Annotated in this window: 18 protein-coding genes; 9 read left to right on the forward strand and 9 right to left on the reverse strand. The window is 70.6% G+C overall.

Annotated features, from left to right (window positions below; translation table 11 throughout):
- Window positions 1-77 precede the first annotated feature (77 nt).
- From AB0C02_RS28700 to AB0C02_RS28710, 3 genes are all read right to left on the reverse strand, one after another.
- Window positions 78-716, reverse strand: coding sequence for a hypothetical protein (locus AB0C02_RS28700; protein ID WP_357552179.1), 639 nt, complete (start codon window positions 714-716; stop codon window positions 78-80).
- A 254-nt stretch (window positions 717-970) separates the two neighbouring features.
- Window positions 971-1,903 carry an HNH endonuclease gene (locus tag AB0C02_RS28705; protein WP_357552180.1) on the reverse strand — a complete coding sequence of 311 codons (933 nt, stop codon included), beginning with the start codon at window positions 1,901-1,903 and terminating at the stop codon, window positions 971-973.
- 70 nt (window positions 1,904-1,973) lie between these two features.
- Complete coding sequence (locus tag AB0C02_RS28710; RefSeq protein ID WP_357552181.1) at window positions 1,974-2,213, reverse strand: winged helix-turn-helix domain-containing protein; 240 nt, start codon at window positions 2,211-2,213, stop codon at window positions 1,974-1,976.
- Window positions 2,214-2,534: 321 nt separating this feature from the next.
- On the opposite strand from AB0C02_RS28710, the gene AB0C02_RS28715 reads away from it, so the two are divergent.
- From AB0C02_RS28715 to AB0C02_RS28725, 3 genes are all read left to right on the forward strand, one after another.
- Window positions 2,535-2,810 carry a DivIVA domain-containing protein gene (locus AB0C02_RS28715; RefSeq protein WP_357552183.1) on the forward strand — a complete coding sequence of 92 codons (276 nt, stop codon included), beginning with the start codon at window positions 2,535-2,537 and terminating at the stop codon, window positions 2,808-2,810.
- Window positions 2,811-3,366: 556 nt separating this feature from the next.
- Window positions 3,367-4,116: a cellulose binding domain-containing protein gene (locus AB0C02_RS28720; protein WP_357552184.1), complete on the forward strand. Its 750-nt coding sequence runs from the start codon at window positions 3,367-3,369 to the stop codon at window positions 4,114-4,116.
- A 171-nt stretch (window positions 4,117-4,287) separates the two neighbouring features.
- Window positions 4,288-5,283, forward strand: a complete 996-nt coding sequence (locus tag AB0C02_RS28725; protein ID WP_357552186.1) for a hypothetical protein — start codon at window positions 4,288-4,290, stop codon at window positions 5,281-5,283.
- A gap of 102 nt (window positions 5,284-5,385) precedes the next feature.
- Here AB0C02_RS28725 and AB0C02_RS28730 read toward each other — a convergent pair whose 3' ends face one another.
- Complete coding sequence (locus AB0C02_RS28730; protein WP_357552188.1) at window positions 5,386-5,766, reverse strand: hypothetical protein; 381 nt, start codon at window positions 5,764-5,766, stop codon at window positions 5,386-5,388.
- Window positions 5,767-5,888: 122 nt separating this feature from the next.
- Here AB0C02_RS28730 and AB0C02_RS28735 point away from each other — a divergent pair, with 122 nt between their 5' ends.
- Window positions 5,889-7,721 (forward strand): zinc ribbon domain-containing protein, encoded by a 1,833-nt coding sequence (locus tag AB0C02_RS28735; protein ID WP_357552189.1) that lies wholly within the window; start codon window positions 5,889-5,891, stop codon window positions 7,719-7,721.
- 163 nt (window positions 7,722-7,884) lie between these two features.
- Here AB0C02_RS28735 and AB0C02_RS28740 read toward each other — a convergent pair whose 3' ends face one another.
- Together AB0C02_RS28740 and AB0C02_RS28745 are read right to left on the reverse strand one after the other, a co-directional pair.
- Window positions 7,885-8,076, reverse strand: coding sequence for a hypothetical protein (locus AB0C02_RS28740; RefSeq protein ID WP_357552191.1), 192 nt, complete (start codon window positions 8,074-8,076; stop codon window positions 7,885-7,887).
- Between the two features lie 30 nt (window positions 8,077-8,106).
- Entirely contained in the window at window positions 8,107-9,654 is a 1,548-nt protein-coding gene (locus AB0C02_RS28745) for a plasmid pRiA4b ORF-3 family protein (RefSeq protein WP_357552193.1), read from the reverse strand.
- 318 nt (window positions 9,655-9,972) lie between these two features.
- On the opposite strand from AB0C02_RS28745, the gene AB0C02_RS28750 reads away from it, so the two are divergent.
- The 4 genes from AB0C02_RS28750 to AB0C02_RS28765 all read left to right on the forward strand — a co-directional run bounded on the left by AB0C02_RS28750 (window position 9,973) and on the right by AB0C02_RS28765 (window position 14,174).
- The gene (locus AB0C02_RS28750) at window positions 9,973-10,917 is read left to right on the forward strand and encodes a hypothetical protein (RefSeq protein WP_357552194.1); all 945 of its coding nucleotides are present in this window, start codon (window positions 9,973-9,975) and stop codon (window positions 10,915-10,917) included.
- A gap of 206 nt (window positions 10,918-11,123) precedes the next feature.
- The gene (locus tag AB0C02_RS28755; RefSeq protein ID WP_357552196.1) at window positions 11,124-11,777 is read left to right on the forward strand and encodes a TetR/AcrR family transcriptional regulator; all 654 of its coding nucleotides are present in this window, start codon (window positions 11,124-11,126) and stop codon (window positions 11,775-11,777) included.
- Window positions 11,778-11,805: 28 nt separating this feature from the next.
- Window positions 11,806-12,669 (forward strand): alpha/beta hydrolase, encoded by an 864-nt coding sequence (locus AB0C02_RS28760; protein ID WP_357552198.1) that lies wholly within the window; start codon window positions 11,806-11,808, stop codon window positions 12,667-12,669.
- 11 nt (window positions 12,670-12,680) lie between these two features.
- A complete protein-coding gene (locus AB0C02_RS28765) occupies window positions 12,681-14,174 on the forward strand; it encodes a long-chain fatty acid--CoA ligase (protein ID WP_357552199.1) in 1,494 nt (497 codons plus the stop codon).
- Window positions 14,175-14,222: 48 nt separating this feature from the next.
- On the opposite strand, the gene AB0C02_RS28770 is transcribed toward AB0C02_RS28765, so the two are convergent.
- The 3 genes from AB0C02_RS28770 to AB0C02_RS28780 all read right to left on the reverse strand — a co-directional run bounded on the left by AB0C02_RS28770 (window position 14,223) and on the right by AB0C02_RS28780 (window position 16,520).
- The gene (locus AB0C02_RS28770; RefSeq protein WP_357552202.1) at window positions 14,223-14,852 is read right to left on the reverse strand and encodes a GNAT family protein; all 630 of its coding nucleotides are present in this window, start codon (window positions 14,850-14,852) and stop codon (window positions 14,223-14,225) included.
- Between the two features lie 100 nt (window positions 14,853-14,952).
- On the reverse strand, window positions 14,953-16,173 hold the full coding sequence (locus AB0C02_RS28775) for a sigma-70 family RNA polymerase sigma factor (protein ID WP_357552204.1): 1,221 nt from the start codon (window positions 16,171-16,173) through the stop codon (window positions 14,953-14,955).
- Window positions 16,170-16,520: a YciI family protein gene (locus AB0C02_RS28780; protein WP_357552206.1), complete on the reverse strand. Its 351-nt coding sequence runs from the start codon at window positions 16,518-16,520 to the stop codon at window positions 16,170-16,172. Before AB0C02_RS28780 ends, AB0C02_RS28775 begins: the two co-directional genes overlap by 4 nt.
- A gap of 271 nt (window positions 16,521-16,791) precedes the next feature.
- Between AB0C02_RS28780 and AB0C02_RS28785 the strand changes: the two genes are divergently transcribed.
- Window positions 16,792-17,538: a lysozyme gene (locus AB0C02_RS28785; protein WP_357552208.1), complete on the forward strand. Its 747-nt coding sequence runs from the start codon at window positions 16,792-16,794 to the stop codon at window positions 17,536-17,538.
- Window positions 17,539-17,587 lie beyond the last annotated feature (49 nt).

The raw sequence follows: 17,587 nt of genomic DNA on the forward strand, positions 1-17,587 counted from the left end.
TTCCGAAACCCCGAAAACCAACGCCTACGCACCCGCACCGCCACCACCCGACGCCACCGCGGACACCTCAACCCCGCTTAAGTTCGAAGAGCCGTGATGTGACGGACAACCACCATGACTTTCGGCCCGGGAAAGATGCAGAACTTCAATCCGTCATGCATGACCGACACATCTTTGTCCCGGTTGAGCCAGGCTTCGCCGCACGAATCCACAGTCATGCCACCACGCTTCACCTCGCCGATGTTCGCGTTGGTGCTGACCGACTCGCCACTGGACCAGAGCGCTCCGTCGCTCCAGTCCGACTGGAGATAGACGTCCCAGTCCGGGCTCGATGAGCCGAGTTTGATGATGCAACCTTCGACCCAGGTGTAGAGCTCGTGCCGCAAGGGAGTCTTGCCACTTACCGGGGTCAAAGCGCCTGCGGGCTTGAGGCGACGGCACTGGTCGACACTCGTCGGCCACTCTTCATCAGCGGTAGCTGGTGGGGCGGAGGGCGAAGCCGACACCGAAGGTGACGTCCCAGAAGAATGAGATGTGGAGTCGCCGGATGGGCGTAAGCCCCAGACCGTCAGGCCAATCACGAGCACCAGCAGTACGGCGGATGCCGCCCCACCCATAATGAGTCTGCGACGAGCAGTAAGCACCTCCTTGATCCACCAACTTCCGGCGGCGAGGAGGAAGGGCGCGAGAATTCCGGCGACCGCGAGTTGCCACATCCCTCCAAACTGTAGGCGTGCGGGCGACACTCAACAATGGACGAGCGTACGGGTAAGGCAGCCGCTTCTGGTCTTGTTGGCACGCCATGCTTCTACGGCCGCGAGTGGCCTTCGACGGTGCCAGTGGCGTACGCGGGCAGGATCTCGCGCAACCCCGCGACCAGCGGAAGCAGCCGGTCGGCGGTCCAGCCCTTCTCCTGCTCGCAGGCGCCGATCTGGGTGGCCAGGGCCTGAGAGCCTGCTCGCGGTGAGGGTCAGGCCGCCTTGAAGACGGTGTCCAGGTGCCACTCGAGGAATTCGGCGTTGGGCCGGTCGACCCGTCGCTCCGGCAACGCGATGACCTCACCGGCCTTGGCGTAGAACTGGTCGCCGTTGCCGAATTCGCTGCGTAGTCGGGGGCTGACCATCAGCCGGCACTTCGGGTCCACGCCCAGGTACCCCCGGTCGAATAGGATGTGCACGTCCGACTTGAGCAGCAGGCCGTTGTCGACGCGGTGCTCCCCGCCCTGCGGAAGCGGCCGGATGTGAGCCGCCTGCAGCACCGGCTGGACCTTGTTGCCCGTGATGGCACACCGCCGCCCGTTGGCACCCAACACGACGGCCTTGAATGATTGCTGGCCAAGGCGCTGCGGTACCAGCCGCGGGTCACCGTACACCGGCCCGGGCCGATGCCAGGGCACGCTGAGGTCCAGCTCGACATTCACGCCCAGGAGGCGGTGCACCAGGAGTTCGAAGTAGCCAGCCGCCGATGGGTCGGCGAGATCGTACGTCTTGCCCTGCACCACGTTGGATGCGAAACCCGGAGGTGGGTCGGCAGTCGAACCATCCGGGAAGAAGACGCTGTCGCGGACGAAGATGCAGCCGATGACCGGATCTTCGTCGAGCCCGATTGGCTGCTTGCGGTAACGGCCAACGCTGCGGCGCATCTCATCGAGGCTGGCGACGCCATTGGCCTCGCCGAACAACTCCCAGGCCTCGGAAAGGCTCAGCTGAGTGAAACCGCTGAAGAAGCCTCCTCCGACGATCCGGTTGAGCGGGTAGTGCGCCTTGAAGAAGAAGGGCTCGCCAGGCGTGAGTGCACGGAAGCTTCCGCCGGAGGGCCGCCAGAAGTTGACCTCAGTCAGACCGGGACGCGCAGCCAGGAATCGGTACCACTTCTCGTCCGTCACACCGACGAAGGTCTTCACGCCCGTCAGCATCCACCCGATTTGATCTCTGCACCACCCCCGAACGGTCGGCGCCTCGACTGCCTCAGTGTCAGGGCTCCCGCATCCAAAGCTTCGGGTCGTTCACGAAGACGCCCTTGCCCTGGTGACGCAAGATCACTCGCAGCGCCTCAAGTCGCACGTAGACCTGCTTGACAGTTGACGGGCTGACCTTGTGCATCGCGGCGAGCTGCGAGATCGAGGACAGCTTGTCCCCCGGCTTGAGCTTGCCGGCTCGAATCTCGGCGACGATCTCGTCGGCGATGCGGATGTAGTCGGCGGTGATTGGCATGACTCCCCCTGCGTGGCACGCCAATTCGATCACGCAACGACACTCCACAACAACTCTTTGTTTGACTGGGATGACTGGGACAGCTATGTTGAAGATCGCCTCTCCCCTTGCGTGGCAACAAGGAGTAGAGGCATCCCCTTGGGCGGGGCGGGTGCGCGTGCCCGCCCCGCCCCACCGGACTGCTCCGCTGTCGTACCGCTGAACCCAGGCTGCGGCGGCGGGGCCGGGCGGGTCGCCCGCGGCCGGCGTGCGGACGGCCCGCCCTTCCACCCTCACCGCATCGACCCTCCGCGCTCCCGCCTGCCCCGGAAAGGATCCGTCGTGGCCCAGGTGCATCGATCCGGCCAGCTCTACGGCACCGGCCAGCCGGCCCGGTTGACCCCGCACGAGGTACGCACCCGCACCTTCGACCCGCGTCGCCGTGGCGTCGACCCCGATCAGGTACGCCAGTTCCAGGCCCAGCTCGCCGACGAGCTGACCGACCTCCACCGCCAGATACGCCTGCTCACCGAGCAGAACGACCGCATCAAGCGGGCGCTGCGCGACTGGCAGACCATGCACGCCCGCGAGTGCCAGCCCAACGAGGGCCAGTGGTAATCGGGTGGCGCCCCGAACCCGGCGACCTGCTGCGAATCGACGGCCGAGCGTCGGTGCAGTTCGCTGGCGACCGCGCCCTCACCTTCCGCGTCGTCTCCGTCTGCGACCGCCCGACCTACCACGGCTGGATCTGGCTGACCGGCTACGTCATCGACCGACGCGGCAACGCCACCGCCAAACGCGAAATCTACGTCCAGCTCGCCGGCCTCCGGCGCGCGCCGGCAACGGCCACGCGACCCCTACGGAGACCCGGTCTCCAGCCCAAAGCCGAACGGCAGCGCCAGCCCGTTCGCCCTCGCGGCGACCCTGTCCATGTTCCGACAGCGGGCTCCGTGCGTTGAGAGCAGCAGCGGACTTTGGTGAAGATCTGCCAGGTCTTGAGGACGGCGAAGCGCCGCCGCTTGGCTGGCATGGCAATGGCGGCGTGGGTGTTCGGCGGTATGGAGCTGTTCGCCGCAGTCATGCGGGCCTGTGTCGCTGCCGTCAACGCCGCCCCCTGGCCGGCGTAAGAACATGGGAGACTGTCGATCCATTGTCATCGGTGGAGGGAGTCGGTATGCGCACACAGTGGTTGGCCCGGCGAATCGCGACCGTGGCGGGCGTCGTGGTGGCCCTCGGGATGGGCGTGCCAGCCGTGGCGGCCATCGGGATGGGCGCGCCAGCCGTGGCGGCCGACCCGACGCCCACCACGTCGTCCAGCCCGACCAGGGGGCCGTGCGATGCAGCGGCGGTTACCGGCTCGGTCATCGACCAGACCGCCACGTCGATCACGTTCGCGCTGAGGGTGTCGCTCATGTGCGGCTTCCAGGACGCCACGGTGTCGGTATACACAAGCGCCGACGACGCGCAGCATTGGCGTAACCCGCGCGGCTCGGCCACCGCCCACACGCTGGCCGAGACCGAGGCGCTCACGGTCGCGCAGTTGGATCCGGACACCGCGTACTGGTACCGCTTCAGGGGCGGCGGCTCCCCCTGGCAGCTCGACGCCATGGGGCCGACCTACACCCTGCCCGACGCCGGGTGCACCGCGACCTTGTCCACCGAACAGTGGCCGGGCGGCTTCGTCACCAACGTCACCGTCAAGGCCGGCACGAAACCGCTCAACGGCTGGGCCGTCACGCTCACCCTGCCCAGCGGCGCCAGCATCATCAACGTCTGGAGCGCCACGAACAGCAGCACCAGCGGCAACGTGACCTTCCGCAACCTCGGCTACAACCGCACCATCGCCGCCGGCCGGTCGACCGAGTTCGGCTTCCTGGGCAACGGCAACGCGCCCACCGGCACCCCCACCTGCAGCGCGAGCTGACCTACCCGGTCGGGGCCCGGCACGGAATCCACCGCGCCGGGCCAACCCACGTGAGACGGGACGACAGCAGTGGATCTTCGATCGAGCCTTGGCCGGTTTTCGCCCGGCCGGGCATGCCGCCAAGCAGTCGCCGTCACAGTCGCCGCTGCGGGCATGGTCATGATGGCCTCGGTGCCCGCGCAGGCTGCCCCGCAGGTCGACGGCTATGTGTGGGCGAACAGCCCGTCGGTGGCCAGCTATGTCGCCTCCGGATACGAACGCAACTCCACCGACGGGACCGTGCAGATCACCCGCAGCTCCCGCGGCGTGTACCAGGTGCGGTTCACCGGCATGGCCGTCAGCGGCGGCGTCGCCCACGCCCGGCCCTACGGCGTCGGCAACACCGGCATCTGCACCGTCTCATCATGGTCGCCTTCCGGCAGCGACGAACTGGTCGGCGTGCGCTGCTTCGACGCCTCCGGCGTTCCGGCGGACTCGCTGTTCACCGCGAGCTTCACCAACCGCACGACCAGCACCGGGTCACTGGCCTACCTGTGGGCCAACGACCCTGCCGCCAGGACGCCGTACGTGCCGAGCAGCGCCTACTCATACGACTCCACCGGCGGCACCAGCCGGATCTACAAGCAGTCCACCGGCCTCTACATGATGTACCTCGGCGCCGTCGACGCCCACTATCCCGTCACCCAGGACAACGGCGTCTACGAGATCACCGCGTACGGCATCAACCCCGTCCGCTGCGAGGTCTACGGCGAGAACGACGAGTGGCCCACGCCCATCGCGGTACTGTGCGTCGACGCCAAGGGCACACCCGTGGACGCCCGCTTCTCCGTCACCTACGCCCACGGGGTCAGCCTGCTCGGCACGACCGGGGCCCGGGCGAACGCCTACCTCCGCCACGGCTGGCCCACGCCGACGACGTTCTGGGCAGCCGGATACTGGGGTCCTGGCGGTGCCCCCACCATCAGCCGATACGGCACCGGCCAGTACGCCGTATCCTTTCCGGGTCTGTCCATCGGGTACGGGCACGCCACCGCTGGCTCGCGCGGCGACCCCTTGACCTACTGCCACGTGGCGTACTGGGGCTCCAACTATGTCCGCGTCGCCTGCTACCACAACGTCACCAATGCCCTGATCGACAGTGACTTCACCGTCAGCCTCACCGTTTGACGGGGCATCTGCCCGCACTAGGGCCAGCACCACCAGTTGTCCCTAGCAAAGGAGCGACCGATCAGCAACGACCCTGCTGGACGGTACCCCTCGTGGGTGGCATCAGGCGGTCGCGGCGCTGCGGTGAGCGTTGACGACCCAGGCGTCCGGCAGGGCGATCCACTCGTTGTCGCCCACCCGCACCACCGCACCGTCCAGCTTGGGCAACATCCCCAGGTCCTCCATCGGGCAGAGCAGCCACGCATCCCCGGCCCCACCACGCGCCGCGTCGGCGAGCGCGTAGAGCCGCTCCATCGCGCGGTACCGCGCGAGCACCGCCGCGTCGTGCAGCAGTACCGGCCCGGCGTCGGGGGAGGCGAGCTGCCACGCCTGCTCGACGTACTCGCCGAGCTTGATGGCGCCCCGGGAGCCCGGCTCGGCAACGTCGGCGCCCAGCACCGTCTCCCAGGTGGGCTTCGGCTTGGCGTCAACCAGGCTAAGCAATTTGATTACTGATCCACAGTGGTCATAGAATTTCCGTTGTCAGGCGTTTTGTTGGGGATGCGGTCGGCGGAGAGCCGGGCTTGTCTGTTGTTCGAGTCCGGGTGGTGCCGGGACGGTGGCGGGTGAGCCGGAAGTTGGCGTTGGCTTCAGGCGAGGCGGTGCGGACCGCGTGTGCTCGCGCGCTGCTGCGAACGGGCGTGGACGAGGCGTCCGGGGATGTCGTGTCCCGGGCGGTGCTTGCCGAGCGGGTCGGTTGGTGTGCTGATCTGGTGGCGCGCATGGTCGGCAGCCTGCTGGCCGGGCACTGGAACGCGGCCGATGTTGATGTGCTGGCCTCCGGTCAGGATGCGGGTGGTCGGAGGTTGCCGTCGAATGCGTGGATGGCGTTGCGGCGGCTGGGCTGGACGACCACCGTCCCGGCAGGTGTGAAGGTCAATGACCGGATCGTGCGGATGGCCCAGGAGCAGGCGGGGCGTGTCCTGCGGTCGGTGAAGTGGCGTGCCGACCTGACCGCCGGGATCCTGTCCACCTGGCCCGCCGACCCGCGTAAACGCACCCCGCTGGAGTGGGATCAGGTTCGTGCGGCGGTCCCGGGCGGGCAGGGTCTGCCGTCGACTGTGATCAAGGGTCGTACCCGGCAGGCCGCCACGTTCCTCAACACCAACGGTCGGTTGCCGGTGGATGTGTTCGAGTTGGAATGCGTGCCGAGGGTTACGCGGATGTTGTTGTTGGCGGCGTGTGACCGGCAGCAGGCCACCATCGAACGCAGCGACACCGACCCGGGCAAGGCGCTGCTGCGCCTGCAGTTGCCGACCCGGGCTGATCCGCGTTCGTATCGGGACTGGACGTGGGTGGCCTGCCCGATCAGCCTGCCACCCACGGTTCCAGCGGGCGCAGTGCTGCACCTGCCCACCCTGCGCGTCACCGGCGGCACGGTGCGCGCCGATCTCGCCTACACGCATCCGGTGCCGAAGGCCAAGCGCGCCGGGCACGAGGTGGCGCTGGGCGTGGACTGGGGGCTGAACACCCTCCTCACCGCCGGGCCCCTCCGCCTACAGCAGGACGGTCGGATCACCGCGTTGGGGGCCGGTGGCCAGCTCCGGGCCGCCGGTGTCCTGGCCAAACAACACCGGCTGCGCCGACAGAGTGAGCGGCTGCACGCCAAGGCCGACCACTACCAGCGGCTCGTCGACGGCCGCCCCGACGAACACCTACGGGCGAAACACGCGGTCCTGCGCGACGAAATCCAACACGTGTCCGCCCGCCGCACGAACCTGAACGACGCCCTCGCCTGGTCCGCCGCCCGCTGGACCGTCGACCAGGCCATCGCGGCCGGGGCCAGCGTGATCTACCTGGAAGATCTGCGGTCGATGGAAGCCAAGGGCATGGGCGCCACCATGAACACGCGCCTGTCCCAACAGGTCCGCGGCAAGATCGCCGACCGTATCCGACACCTCGCCGCCGAGCAGGGCATCGCCGTGGTCACCGTCCCCGCCCGTAACACCTCCAAACACTGCCCGCAGTGTCTGACCCCGCTACGGCACCGTAAGGCCCCTGACCAGCCGACCGTCGCGGGATGGAAGTGGGCCATCTGCCCCCACCCGCCCTGCCAGTGGCAGGGCGACCGCGACCACGGCGCCTGGCAGCGCATCGCCGCCCGCGGCCTCACCCACCAAGCCAAGACCGCCATCGACAAGACCAGCGGGCACATGGTGATCCGCGCGGTCGTCGACACCCTCGAAGCCGCAGCCGTCGTCACCCCACCACGAAAGCCAGCGGGATGGACCGGTCGAAGACCGGCCCCACCGCGCGCAAGCCACCACGCCCCGCGCCCAGGCGACGCAGGGCACCCTCCCCCACCCGGCCCCACAGCCGGGCGGGCAAGCGTCCGGAGGGACACGCACCAACGGACCGGCCCCGACTGCCCCGCGCAGCCCACCGGCACCAGACCGTGACCACGACCAGCACACCCACCACCGGCCACCAGCCACACGGAGCAGCGCTGGGCGCAGGATTCCACTTCCACGCCCACGCCACCCCACCCAGGTGGGAAAACGATCCCGGAAACTCAATCCGGCTCAGGATCGCTTAGCTGATCAGAGACGCTCTTGACCTCGATCAGGTAGAGCCCGCCCGGTCCCGCCACCAGCAGATCGACCTCATAGGGTGGCCGGTCTGGGCGGTGAAGGTGAAGTTCGACCAGGCCCGGTAGGGCTCGGTGTCCGGCAGCAGCGCCTGGACGTGTGCCAGCGCCTCCCGCTCGTGCGAGAACTGCGACGGCGTGATCGTCGTCCAGCGACCCTCCTGCATGCGGAAGATCCTAAGCTCACGTCGCCAGAGTCACACGTGCCGCTGCTGCAGGGCTTCGGTCACCGCCTTCGCGTCGAAGCGGGCCGGGTCAAACTCCGCCGGGTCGTCCAGGCCCAGCCACTCCAGCCGATCACCGTGCTCGGGGTGGGTGGGGTCGCCGAGGATCTCCACCAGGTCCGCGTATCCCCAGACGCCGCCGCAGTCCTCCGGCGGCGCGGCCCGCCGCCCGCCGACACAGCGCGGGTACGCCACCGACGCCTCCCGGTCGAGGACCTTCTCCACGACGATGTCGTGTTCCCAGTCGTCGCCGAAGTCGTACGTGTAGCGCAGCTTGTCCCCGGCGGCGGAGGCGACCTGTTCGAGGGTGACCCGGGAGGCGGCCCGGTGGCCCAGCTCGGCGTCGGGGCGGCCGAAGCTGCCGTACGCGGTCTCGAAGACGTGCAGGTGGCTGTCATCCCACACGAAGGCCGACTGGATCAGCTCGTGCAGCCGGGCCAGGCTGACGTCGGCGGGCACCTCGAGCCGTCGCCAGATCGGCGGGCGGGCGCCGCGCAGGCCCACCTTGATCTGATAGATGGGTGCCGGACCGTCGGACTTCTTGCGCTTCGGGGGCAGGCTGGCCGGGCGGCGCTGGGCCGGCACGGCTCCGCCCCGCCCAGTCAGGGGCAGCAGGTCGCGCAGCGAGAAGATCGACGCGACGTCCAGGTCGCCGTCCTGCAGTTGGCCTCGCTTACGTTGGCGGGGCGCGGGCAGCGTCCGGAGCCAGCTGCGCAGCAGCAGGGCCAGTGCGGGGTAGCTGGGGCCCTCCTCATCGACGGGTTCGTCCTGCGCCTCAGGGTCGAAGCGGTCGTGCTCGGCGCGGGCGTCCAGCGCGTCCTCCACGGCTTGGCGGAAGTCCGCCGGCCGTAGCTGCTCCTCGGTCACGTCGACGCCGCCGTCGCGCAGGTCGGAAAGGAGCGCCTCACGCGCCTCCGGCCACTCGTCCACGTCGAGCCACAGGATCTCACCGGCGCCACCGCAGTCGCAGTCGTCCAGGGCAACGCCGATGACGTGCGACCGGCCGGCCCGCTGGAACCTGCCGACCAGCAGGAACGTGAACCCCTCCGGGTCGGCGAAGCGGATGGACTCCTGCACCGTGACCGGAGCGTCCAGCTCGATGAGCCAGGGTGGCTCGCCGACGCCGGCGTCGGCGAGCCGGCGGGCCGCCTCCGCTGCGGCGCGGCTGATCTCGCCGTCGGAGACCGAGGCGAGGGCGGCCAGCATCGCCCGCGCCTCCCGGCTGGACTTCGCCTCGAACGCCGGCAGGAACAGGTCCCGCAACGCCGCGTCGAGATCGTCGCCCAGGGTCGCGCCGATCGCCAGCAACGTCGCGGCGATGAGCTCCAGCTCTATCGGATCCTGCACGGCGTCGATGTCGAACTCCGCCGGGATCAGCTCGGCGAAGTCCGGCGCGGGCTGTTCCCCGGCGCAGTACGGGCAGTCGCACTCCTCCGGCTCGCCCACCACGACGAGCGGCGCACCGCTCCGGACCGTACGCTGCTTCCCGTTGCGGCGCCGATTACGGCTCACTGGACTCACGCCGCACAGTGTGCCCCACGGCCCCGCTCCGGCGACGACCCGCCACACCGACGGTGCTCCGGCGGTCGGCCAGGACGGCGAGGGTTTCTCGGCGTACGTCCCCGATCGCGTGCACCAGCCGCCGGCACAGCTGCTCCTTCGTCGGCGTGTCGACTGGCTGCGCTGTCACCGATGAGGGGGCGGGGGGCGTTAGCGTGAGTCGACGATTTCTCACCGTCGACACGTCCCGGCTGGTCCGCGCCGACCGCGCGACACCCCTCGACCAGCCACCCGGGAGCCGAGCGCCGGCACCGGTTGACGGTGCTGGGGAGGGGTGGCATGAGCGACGCGCCGGGCGGGCAGGCGCCCTCGCCGGGTCGGTGGCAACAGTGGACCGACCGGGGGCGGGAGGTGGCCCGCGTTGTCGGCCCTCGCCTGTGGGCCGCCCTGCGTACGCTGTGGGCCGGCCTGCTGCCGCTGCTGAAGAAGCTGTGGGCGGCGGCAGACGGGGACGTGCTGGCAGACCCGCCCGACGAGGGGCTCCGGCTCGAGCACCGGGAGAGGTACAGCCCGATCGGCGTCGCGGCGAAGGGAAACGTCTTCTCCTTCACCTTCCGTCCCGTCCTCACCTGGTCGGCGACCGGCCTCCGCCACGAAGCGTTGGCCTGGTGCGCGGGTCACTTCCGGCCCGCGGTGATCCAGCGGTTGCGGCGCATCGCCGCGGACCGGGCGCGCGACATCGCCCCGCACCGGGCGGACGACCTGGCGGTCGCGCTGCAGGCGGCGCTGGACGAGGAGCCGCCGTGGCGGTATGAGCAGGCCGGCATGGTGGTCGAGTGCCGGCCGGAGGTGTGGTCGGTGTGGCACGACGACCGGGTACGGGAGGCGCTGCAGCCGCACTGGGACCGTCTGGTCGAGTTGGAGTGCGAGTACGAGTTGTACCTGACCCGGGCCCGGTATGCGGAGGAGTTGAACCGGCGGTGGGTGGCGCTCCTCGATGAGGTGGTCGACGATCCGGCCGGCGGCGAGGAGGCGGAGGCGATCACCGAGGAGCTGACCCAGGCGCGGCGGCACATGGCCGCGGAGCAGCGGGCCGCCGCCGAGTGGAGCGCGGAACTCCTGCGGGACCGGCGGCGCTTCGACCAGATCTTCGAGCCGTTCAGCGCCATCCCCATCGTCCCGCAGCAGGCGGCCGGCCCCGCCGGGGACTCGTCGGAGCGCGCGCCGAAGGCGACGTCAGCCGAGGCGGCGGGGCCGGAGTCGGGTCAGGACGAGCGGCGCTGACGACAAGCGAGGGCGGTTGGCGGCGACGCGGCGGGCCGGGTGGGGCGGCGCCGCGCGGGAACCGGATCGGGCATGACCGTGCTCCTCTGTTGGGCGGGGGTGGCTACAGATCGCTCGATGGGTAAAGTGATGGTGGTCACTATCCGCACGGTGCACTACGGTGTCAACCAATCGTTCGGTTGGATGCCTCGAAGGAGCGCCGCCCGGTGACGCACATCGCCTGGGATCCCCGTCGGCTCACCGCCGTCGCCGCCGACCTGCCCGAGGGCGTCACCCCGCCGGGCACCCGGGGGCGCATCCTCCAGGCGGCGCTGAAGCTCTTCGCCGAGTACGGCTTCTTCGGCGCCTCCATCCGGGACATCGCCCGGGCGGTCGGCATCAACTCGGCCACCCTCTACGCGCACTATCCGAGCAAGGAGCACCTGCTGGCCGAGCTGATCCGGCTCGGTCACGACGAGCTGGGGCAACGCCTGCGCCAGGCGTACGCCGAGGCGGGTGACGACCCGGCGGCCCAGCTCGCCGCGCTGGTCCGGGCGCAGGTGCTGGTGCACACCGACTACCCGTTGCTGGCCCTGGTCGCCAACAACGAACTGCACGCCCTCTCCCCGGAACGCGCCGCGCCCGCGTTGGAGCTGCGCGCGGAGGCCCGGCGGCTGATGTTGGCCGTGCTGGACCGGGGCGCCGCCGCCGGCGCGTTCGACGTCGCCGACGTAGCCCTCGCCGGCATCGCGATCGGCAGCCTCGGCATGCGGGTCGCCAACTGGTTCGGGCCCGACCAGCCGTACACCCGCGAACAGGTCGCCGACGCCTTCGTCGGCTTCGCCCTGCGCCTCGTCGGCAGTCCGCTCCCCCACGGCTGACCGGCGCCCCCTCACGAAAGGTTGCCTGATGGAACAGGTGAAGATCGAGGTACCGGACGGCGTGCTGACCGCCCTCCGGTTCGGCACCGGCCCGAAGATCGCCGTCGCCGCGCACGGCATCACCGCTTCCGGCATGGCCTACCGGTCCGTCGCACGGCAGTTGCCCGAGGACTGGAGCCTGATCGCGCTCGACCTGCGCGGTCGGGGCGGCAGCGCCGCGCTGCCCGGCCCGTACGGGATGACCCGGCACGCCGAGGACATCTGCGCGGCCGCCGTCCAGTTCGGTCAGGGCCGGCCGGTCGCGCTGGTCGGCCAGTCCATGGGGGCGTACGCGGCCCTGCGCGCCGCCGCCCGCCGGCCGGAGCTGTTCACCCGGCTGGTGCTGGTCGACGGCGGGCTGCCGCTGCCGGTGCCGGTCGGGGTCGACCCGGACGTGGTGCTCACGGCCACCCTCGGTCCGGCCATCACCCGGCTCAGCGACACGTTCTCCTCGGCGGAGGCGTACGTCGACTTCTTCCGGACCCACCCGGCGCTGGCCGCCGATTGGAACGACGACATGGCCGAGTACGTCCGCTACGATGCGACCGGCCCGGCGGGCGCGATCCGCTCCCGGTGCAGCGGGGAGGCGGTCCGGCAGGACGGCCGGGACCTGCTGGTCGAGGCCGACTCGTTCGGGGCCGACCTGGTCGGGCTGGCCGTCCCGGTGGTGCTGCTGCACGCCCCGCGTGGCATGTTCGGCCAGGAGCCCGGGCTGCTGCCCGGGGAGGTCGTCGGGCACTGGCGCAGGCGGGCGCCGCACCTGGTCACCGAGTTGGTCGATGCGAACCACTACACGATCCTGATGACCGACGGCCCGGCGGCCGCTATCGTCCGTCACCTGACCGCCGAGTGATGGAGGAGCAGATGACGAACCTCGCCTCGAACCTGGTCGACTCGGCCGCGCGTGCGCCGCAACGGCCGGCGCTGAAGTTGGGCGACCGGACGGTCAGCTACGCCGAGTTGGACGAGGCGTCGGCCCGGTGCGCCGGCTATCTGCGGGCACACGGGGTGGCGCCCGGTGACCGGGTGGCGCTGATGCTGCCGAACGTGCCCGAGTTCGCGGTCGGCTACTACGGGATCCTGCGCGCCGGCGCGGTGGTCGTGCCGATGAACCCGCTGCTCAAGCCGCGGGAGGTCGACTACTACCTGGCGGACTCCGGGGCGCGCGGCATTCTCGCCTGGCACACCACCGAGCAGGCCGGCGTCGACCGGGCCGACGGGGTGAGCATGGCGGTGACGCCCGACGGTTTCGCCACGCTGCTGGCCGGGTACGAGCCGGTGGCCGGGTTCGTCGAGCGGGACGGCGACGACACCGCCGTGATCCTCTACACCTCCGGCACCACCGGGCAGCCGAAGGGCGCCGAGCTGAGCCACAACAACCTGCGGCGCAATGTCGACGTCACCCGGACCACCCTGCTCGGGCTGGGGCCTGAGGACGTGATGTTCGGGGGGTTGCCGCTGTTCCACTCCTTTGGTCAGACCGTCGCGCTGAACTGCGCGGTCGCCGCCGGGGCGGGCCTGGCCCTGCTGCCCCGGTTCGACCCGGCGCAGGCGTTGGAGATCATGGTCCGCGAGCGGGCCACCGTCTTCGCCGGCGTGCCGACCATGTACGCGGCGCTGCTGGCCGCCGCCGGCGAGGACGGACCCGATCTGTCGGCGCTGCGGACCTGCGTGTCGGGCGGGGCGGCGCTCCCGGTGGAGCTGCTGCGCCGGTTCGAGGAGAAGTTCGGCTGCGTGATCCTGGAGGGGTACGGGCTTTCCGAGACCTCCCCCGTCGCCTCGTTCAACCATCCGGACCGGCCGCGCAAGCCGGGCACCATCGGCACCCCGATCGAGGGGGTGGAGATGGACGTGCGTACGGCCGACGGCACGCCGGCCGCGACCGGTGAGGTCGGTGAGATCGTCATCCGCGGGCACAACATCATGAAGGGCTACTGGCGGCGGCCGGAGGCGACCGCCGAGGCGATCGTCGACGGCTGGTTCCACACCGGAGACCTGGGCACCCGGGACGCCGACGGCTATTACCGGATCGTCGACCGGACCAAGGATCTGGTGATCCGGGGCGGGTTCAACGTCTACCCGCGCGAGGTCGAGGAGGTCCTCTACGAGCACCCGGCCGTCGCCGAGGCGGCGGTGCTGGGCACCCCGCACCCGACGCTCGGCGAGGAGGTGGTGGCGGTCGTCGCGCTGCGGCCCGGGGCCTCCGCCACGGGCGAGGAGCTGCGGGAGCACGTGAAGGGGCAGCTCGCCGCGTACAAGTATCCGCGTCAGGTGTGGATCGTGCCGGCCCTGCCGAAGGGGCCCACCGGCAAGATCCTCAAGCGGTCCATCACCGTTCCGCCGCCCGAGGCCGGCTGACCGGCGATCCGTCGGCGGTGGCCGCCGCCGTGGTGACCACGGCGGCGGTCACTCGGACGGCACGGGCGCGTACGGGCTGGGGCACCGCCGCCGGGCCCGCGGATCCTCGCGCAGCCACCAGAGCGACTCGATCTCCCGGCCGTCGGGCAGGACGTGGGTCGGGTCACCGGCGATCCGGATGAATCCGGCGGACATCAGCCAGCGCCAGCTCGCCACGTTGTCGGCCTCGCAGGCCGCGCCGAGGTAGCGCAACCCGAGATGGCGGTGCGCCACGACGCAGAGCAGTTCCAGCGCCTCGCGCCCGTAGCCCCGGCCCCGAGCCTCGGCGACGACCGAGCCGCCGACGTGCATCTGCCAGCCGGGCTGGGCATACAGGTTGAGGCTCGCCAGCAGCCGTCCGGTGCCGCGGTCCCGGGCCACGAAGGTGGCGAGGTCAGGGGTCCAGACCAGCAGGTCGGGGTCGAGCCCGGCCAGGGCTTTGGCGTACTCGTCCTGCGAGGAGCCGTGCCGATGCCGCATCACCTCGTCCTCGGCGGCGCTGAACTCGAGCACGTCGCGTACCCGGGCGACTGTCAGCTGCAGCCGGGCCGACCGGATGGTGTGGGCGGCGCCGCGGCAGCTCAGGCCCGGCACGCCCGACAGGCTGAGCGCCGTCCGCAGGGGTGAGGCGATCATCATGTTCGCCACGGTACGGAGCCGAAGGGCTCGGCAAGATCACCGGTCGGGTCGGTTTCGCCCGGCCGTTCGCCGGAGCGCGGGGGCGACCAGAGCCGGCGCCTCAGGCGGTCCCGGCCAGCAGACTCCGGCGGCGGCGCAGGTGCTCCTGCTCGGCGGCGTTGTCGGTGCGGGCGATCGCCGCGTCGTAGGCGGCGACCGCTTCGACGGGCCGGTCGAGACGTCGCAGCAGGTCGGCGCGGATCGCGTGGAAGAGGTGGTAGCCGTTGAGGTCCAGCCTGTCGACCTGGGCCAGCGCGGTGCCCGGACCGACCACCTCGGCCAGCGCGACCGCCCGGTGCAGCGCCACCACCGGCCCGGGCGTGTGCGCCGTGAGCTGGTCGTACAGGGCGAGGACCTGCGCCCAGTCGGTGTCGGCCGCCGTCGCCGCGTCGCTGTGCACGGCGTTGATCGCCGCCTGGATCTGGTACGGGCCGGGGCGGTCCCGCCGCAGGCAGCGACGTACGAGGTCCTGCCCCTCGGTGACCAGGGCGGCGTCCCACCGGCTGCGGTCCTGCTCCCCCAGTGGCACCAGGATGCCGTCCGGCCCGGTACGCGCGGCCCGTCGCGCCTCGCTGAGCAGCATCAACGCGAGCAGGCCGAGCACCTCCGGCTCGTCCGGCATCAGCTGGGCCAGCAGCCGGCCCAGCCGGATCGCCTCGGCGCAGAGCTCAGCGCGGATCAGCCGCTGCCCTGTGCTGGCGGCATACCCCTCGTTGAAGATCAGGTAGACCACGGCCAGCACGGCCGGCAACCGGTCCGGCAGGTCCGCGTCGCGCGGCACCCGGTACGGGATGCCCGCGTCGCGGATCTTGGCCTTGGCGCGGACCAGACGCTGGGCCATGGTCGCCTCCGGCACCAGGAAGGCCCGGCCGATCTCGGCGGTGCTCAGGCCGCCGAGCAGCCGCAGGGTCAGCGCGACCCGGGCACCCCTGTTGAGCGCCGGGTGGCAGCAGGTGAAGATCAGGCGGAGACGGTCGTCGCGCACGGGACCCTCCTCGGCGGGCGCGTCGGGGGCGTACAGGAGGGCGGCCTGGACGTGTCGGGCGACGCGGGAGGCGTCGCGGCGCAGCCGGTCAACGGCCCTGTTCCGGGCGGTGGTGATTATCCAGCCGGCCGGGCTGGGCGGCGTCCCGTCGACGGCCCACCGGTCGACCGCCGTGGTGAAGGCGTCCTGGACCGCGTCCTCGGCGAGGTCGATGTCGCCGAGGACGCGGACCAGCACGGCGACCGCGCGGCCGTACTGCGCGCGGAAGATCCGTTCGACGTCGGTCGGGTCGGTCACGCCTCGCCCTGGAACGGGCGGACCTCGATCGGCAGGGTGGTGGCCAGGGCGTATCGGCGGCCCCATTCCAGGGCGGCGTCAAGGTCGGGCGCGGTGATGATGGTGATGCCGCCGAGGCACTCCTTGCCCTCGACGAAGGGCCCGTCGGTGATCAGCACCTCGTCGCCCTTGGGCCGCAGCACCGTCGCGGTCTCCGGCGCGTGCAGGCCGTTGCCGAAGACCCACGACCCGGTCTCCTTCAGGTCGCGGCTGATGGCCTCGACCTTGCGCATCACCTCGGCGAGGAACTCCGGGGCGGGCGGTTCCGCGCCGGCCGGCTGGTACATGCTGATCAGGTACTGCTTCATGCGATCCTCCTCGCCACTCGGGGGTGGCCCGCTGCCGCCCCCTTTCACCCTCCATACGAACGGGCCCCGGCGGTATCGACACGCCTGCCACACCGCGTTTCGCCAAATCTCCGCGGCGCTGGGCGGCGGCCGGCCACGCACACCGGATGTTCGGATAGAGTTAAGAGATGATCTTCCATATATCTATTGAAATTTGTCTCCAACTTGTGTCCTAATACTGACAGTTCCTTTCACCCCCGCCGCATCCGCGGCGAACCCCCAGGGAGGAAAGATGAAGCGTCCCCTGCGAACGGCGCTGCGTACGGCCGGCGCCGCCCTGCTCACCACGGTCGCCATGGCCGCCTCGACCCTGGTCGGCGCGGCGCCCGCCAGCGCCGCGCCGGCCGGCCTGCCCGGCATGGACGTCTCCAGCTGGCAGGGCAACGTGAACTGGCAGGGCGCCTGGAACAACGGCGCCCGGTTCGCGTACGTGAAGGCCACCGAGGGCACCGGCTACACCAACCCGTACTTCGCCCAGCAGTACAACGGCTCCTACAACGTCGGGATGATCCGGGGCTCGTACCACTTCGCCCGGCCCGACGTCTCCACCGGCGCCACCCAGGCCGACTACTTCGTCAACCACGGCGGCGGCTGGTCCAAGGACGGCAAGACCCTGCCGGGCGCGCTGGACATCGAGTACAACCCGTACGGCGCGACCTGCTACGGGCTGAGCCAGGCCTCGATGCGCAGCTGGATCGCCTCGTTCGTCAACCAGTACTACTCCCGCACCGGCCGGTGGGCGACCATCTACACCACCTTCGACTGGTGGAACACCTGCACCGGCAACACCTCGCAGTTCTCCGCCAACAACCCGCTGTGGATCGCCCGCTACTCCAGCAGCGTCGGCACCCTGCCGGCCGGCTACGGGACGTACTCCTTCTGGCAGTGGGCCGACTCGGGCACCTTCCCGGGTGACCAGAACGTCTGGAACGGCACCATCGACCGGCTCAAGGTGCTGGCCTGCAACGGTAACTGCTGACCCGCTCCGGTGGCGGGCCGCCCTCCGGCCCACCGGCTCGGCGTGTCTG

This window comes from Micromonospora sp. NPDC048999 (assembly GCF_040649295.1).
Taxonomy (GTDB): Bacteria; Actinomycetota; Actinomycetes; order Mycobacteriales; family Micromonosporaceae; genus Micromonospora.

Bases quoted from the DNA above. Each gene is read 5' to 3' on its own strand.
- AB0C02_RS28700 (WP_357552179.1), bottom strand. From the start codon at position 716: ATGTGGCAACTCGCGGTCGCCGGAATTCTCGCGCCCTTCCTCCTCGCC.
- AB0C02_RS28710 (WP_357552181.1), bottom strand. From the start codon at position 2,213: ATGCCAATCACCGCCGACTACATCCGCATCGCCGACGAGATCGTCGCC.
- AB0C02_RS28720 (WP_357552184.1), top strand. From the start codon at position 3,367: ATGCGCACACAGTGGTTGGCCCGGCGAATCGCGACCGTGGCGGGCGTC.
- AB0C02_RS28740 (WP_357552191.1), bottom strand. From the start codon at position 8,076: ATGCAGGAGGGTCGCTGGACGACGATCACGCCGTCGCAGTTCTCGCAC.
- AB0C02_RS28750 (WP_357552194.1), top strand. From the start codon at position 9,973: ATGAGCGACGCGCCGGGCGGGCAGGCGCCCTCGCCGGGTCGGTGGCAA.
- AB0C02_RS28760 (WP_357552198.1), top strand. From the start codon at position 11,806: ATGGAACAGGTGAAGATCGAGGTACCGGACGGCGTGCTGACCGCCCTC.
- AB0C02_RS28765 (WP_357552199.1), top strand. From the start codon at position 12,681: ATGACGAACCTCGCCTCGAACCTGGTCGACTCGGCCGCGCGTGCGCCG.
- AB0C02_RS28770 (WP_357552202.1), bottom strand. From the start codon at position 14,852: ATGATGATCGCCTCACCCCTGCGGACGGCGCTCAGCCTGTCGGGCGTG.
- AB0C02_RS28780 (WP_357552206.1), bottom strand. From the start codon at position 16,520: ATGAAGCAGTACCTGATCAGCATGTACCAGCCGGCCGGCGCGGAACCG.
- AB0C02_RS28785 (WP_357552208.1), top strand. From the start codon at position 16,792: ATGAAGCGTCCCCTGCGAACGGCGCTGCGTACGGCCGGCGCCGCCCTG.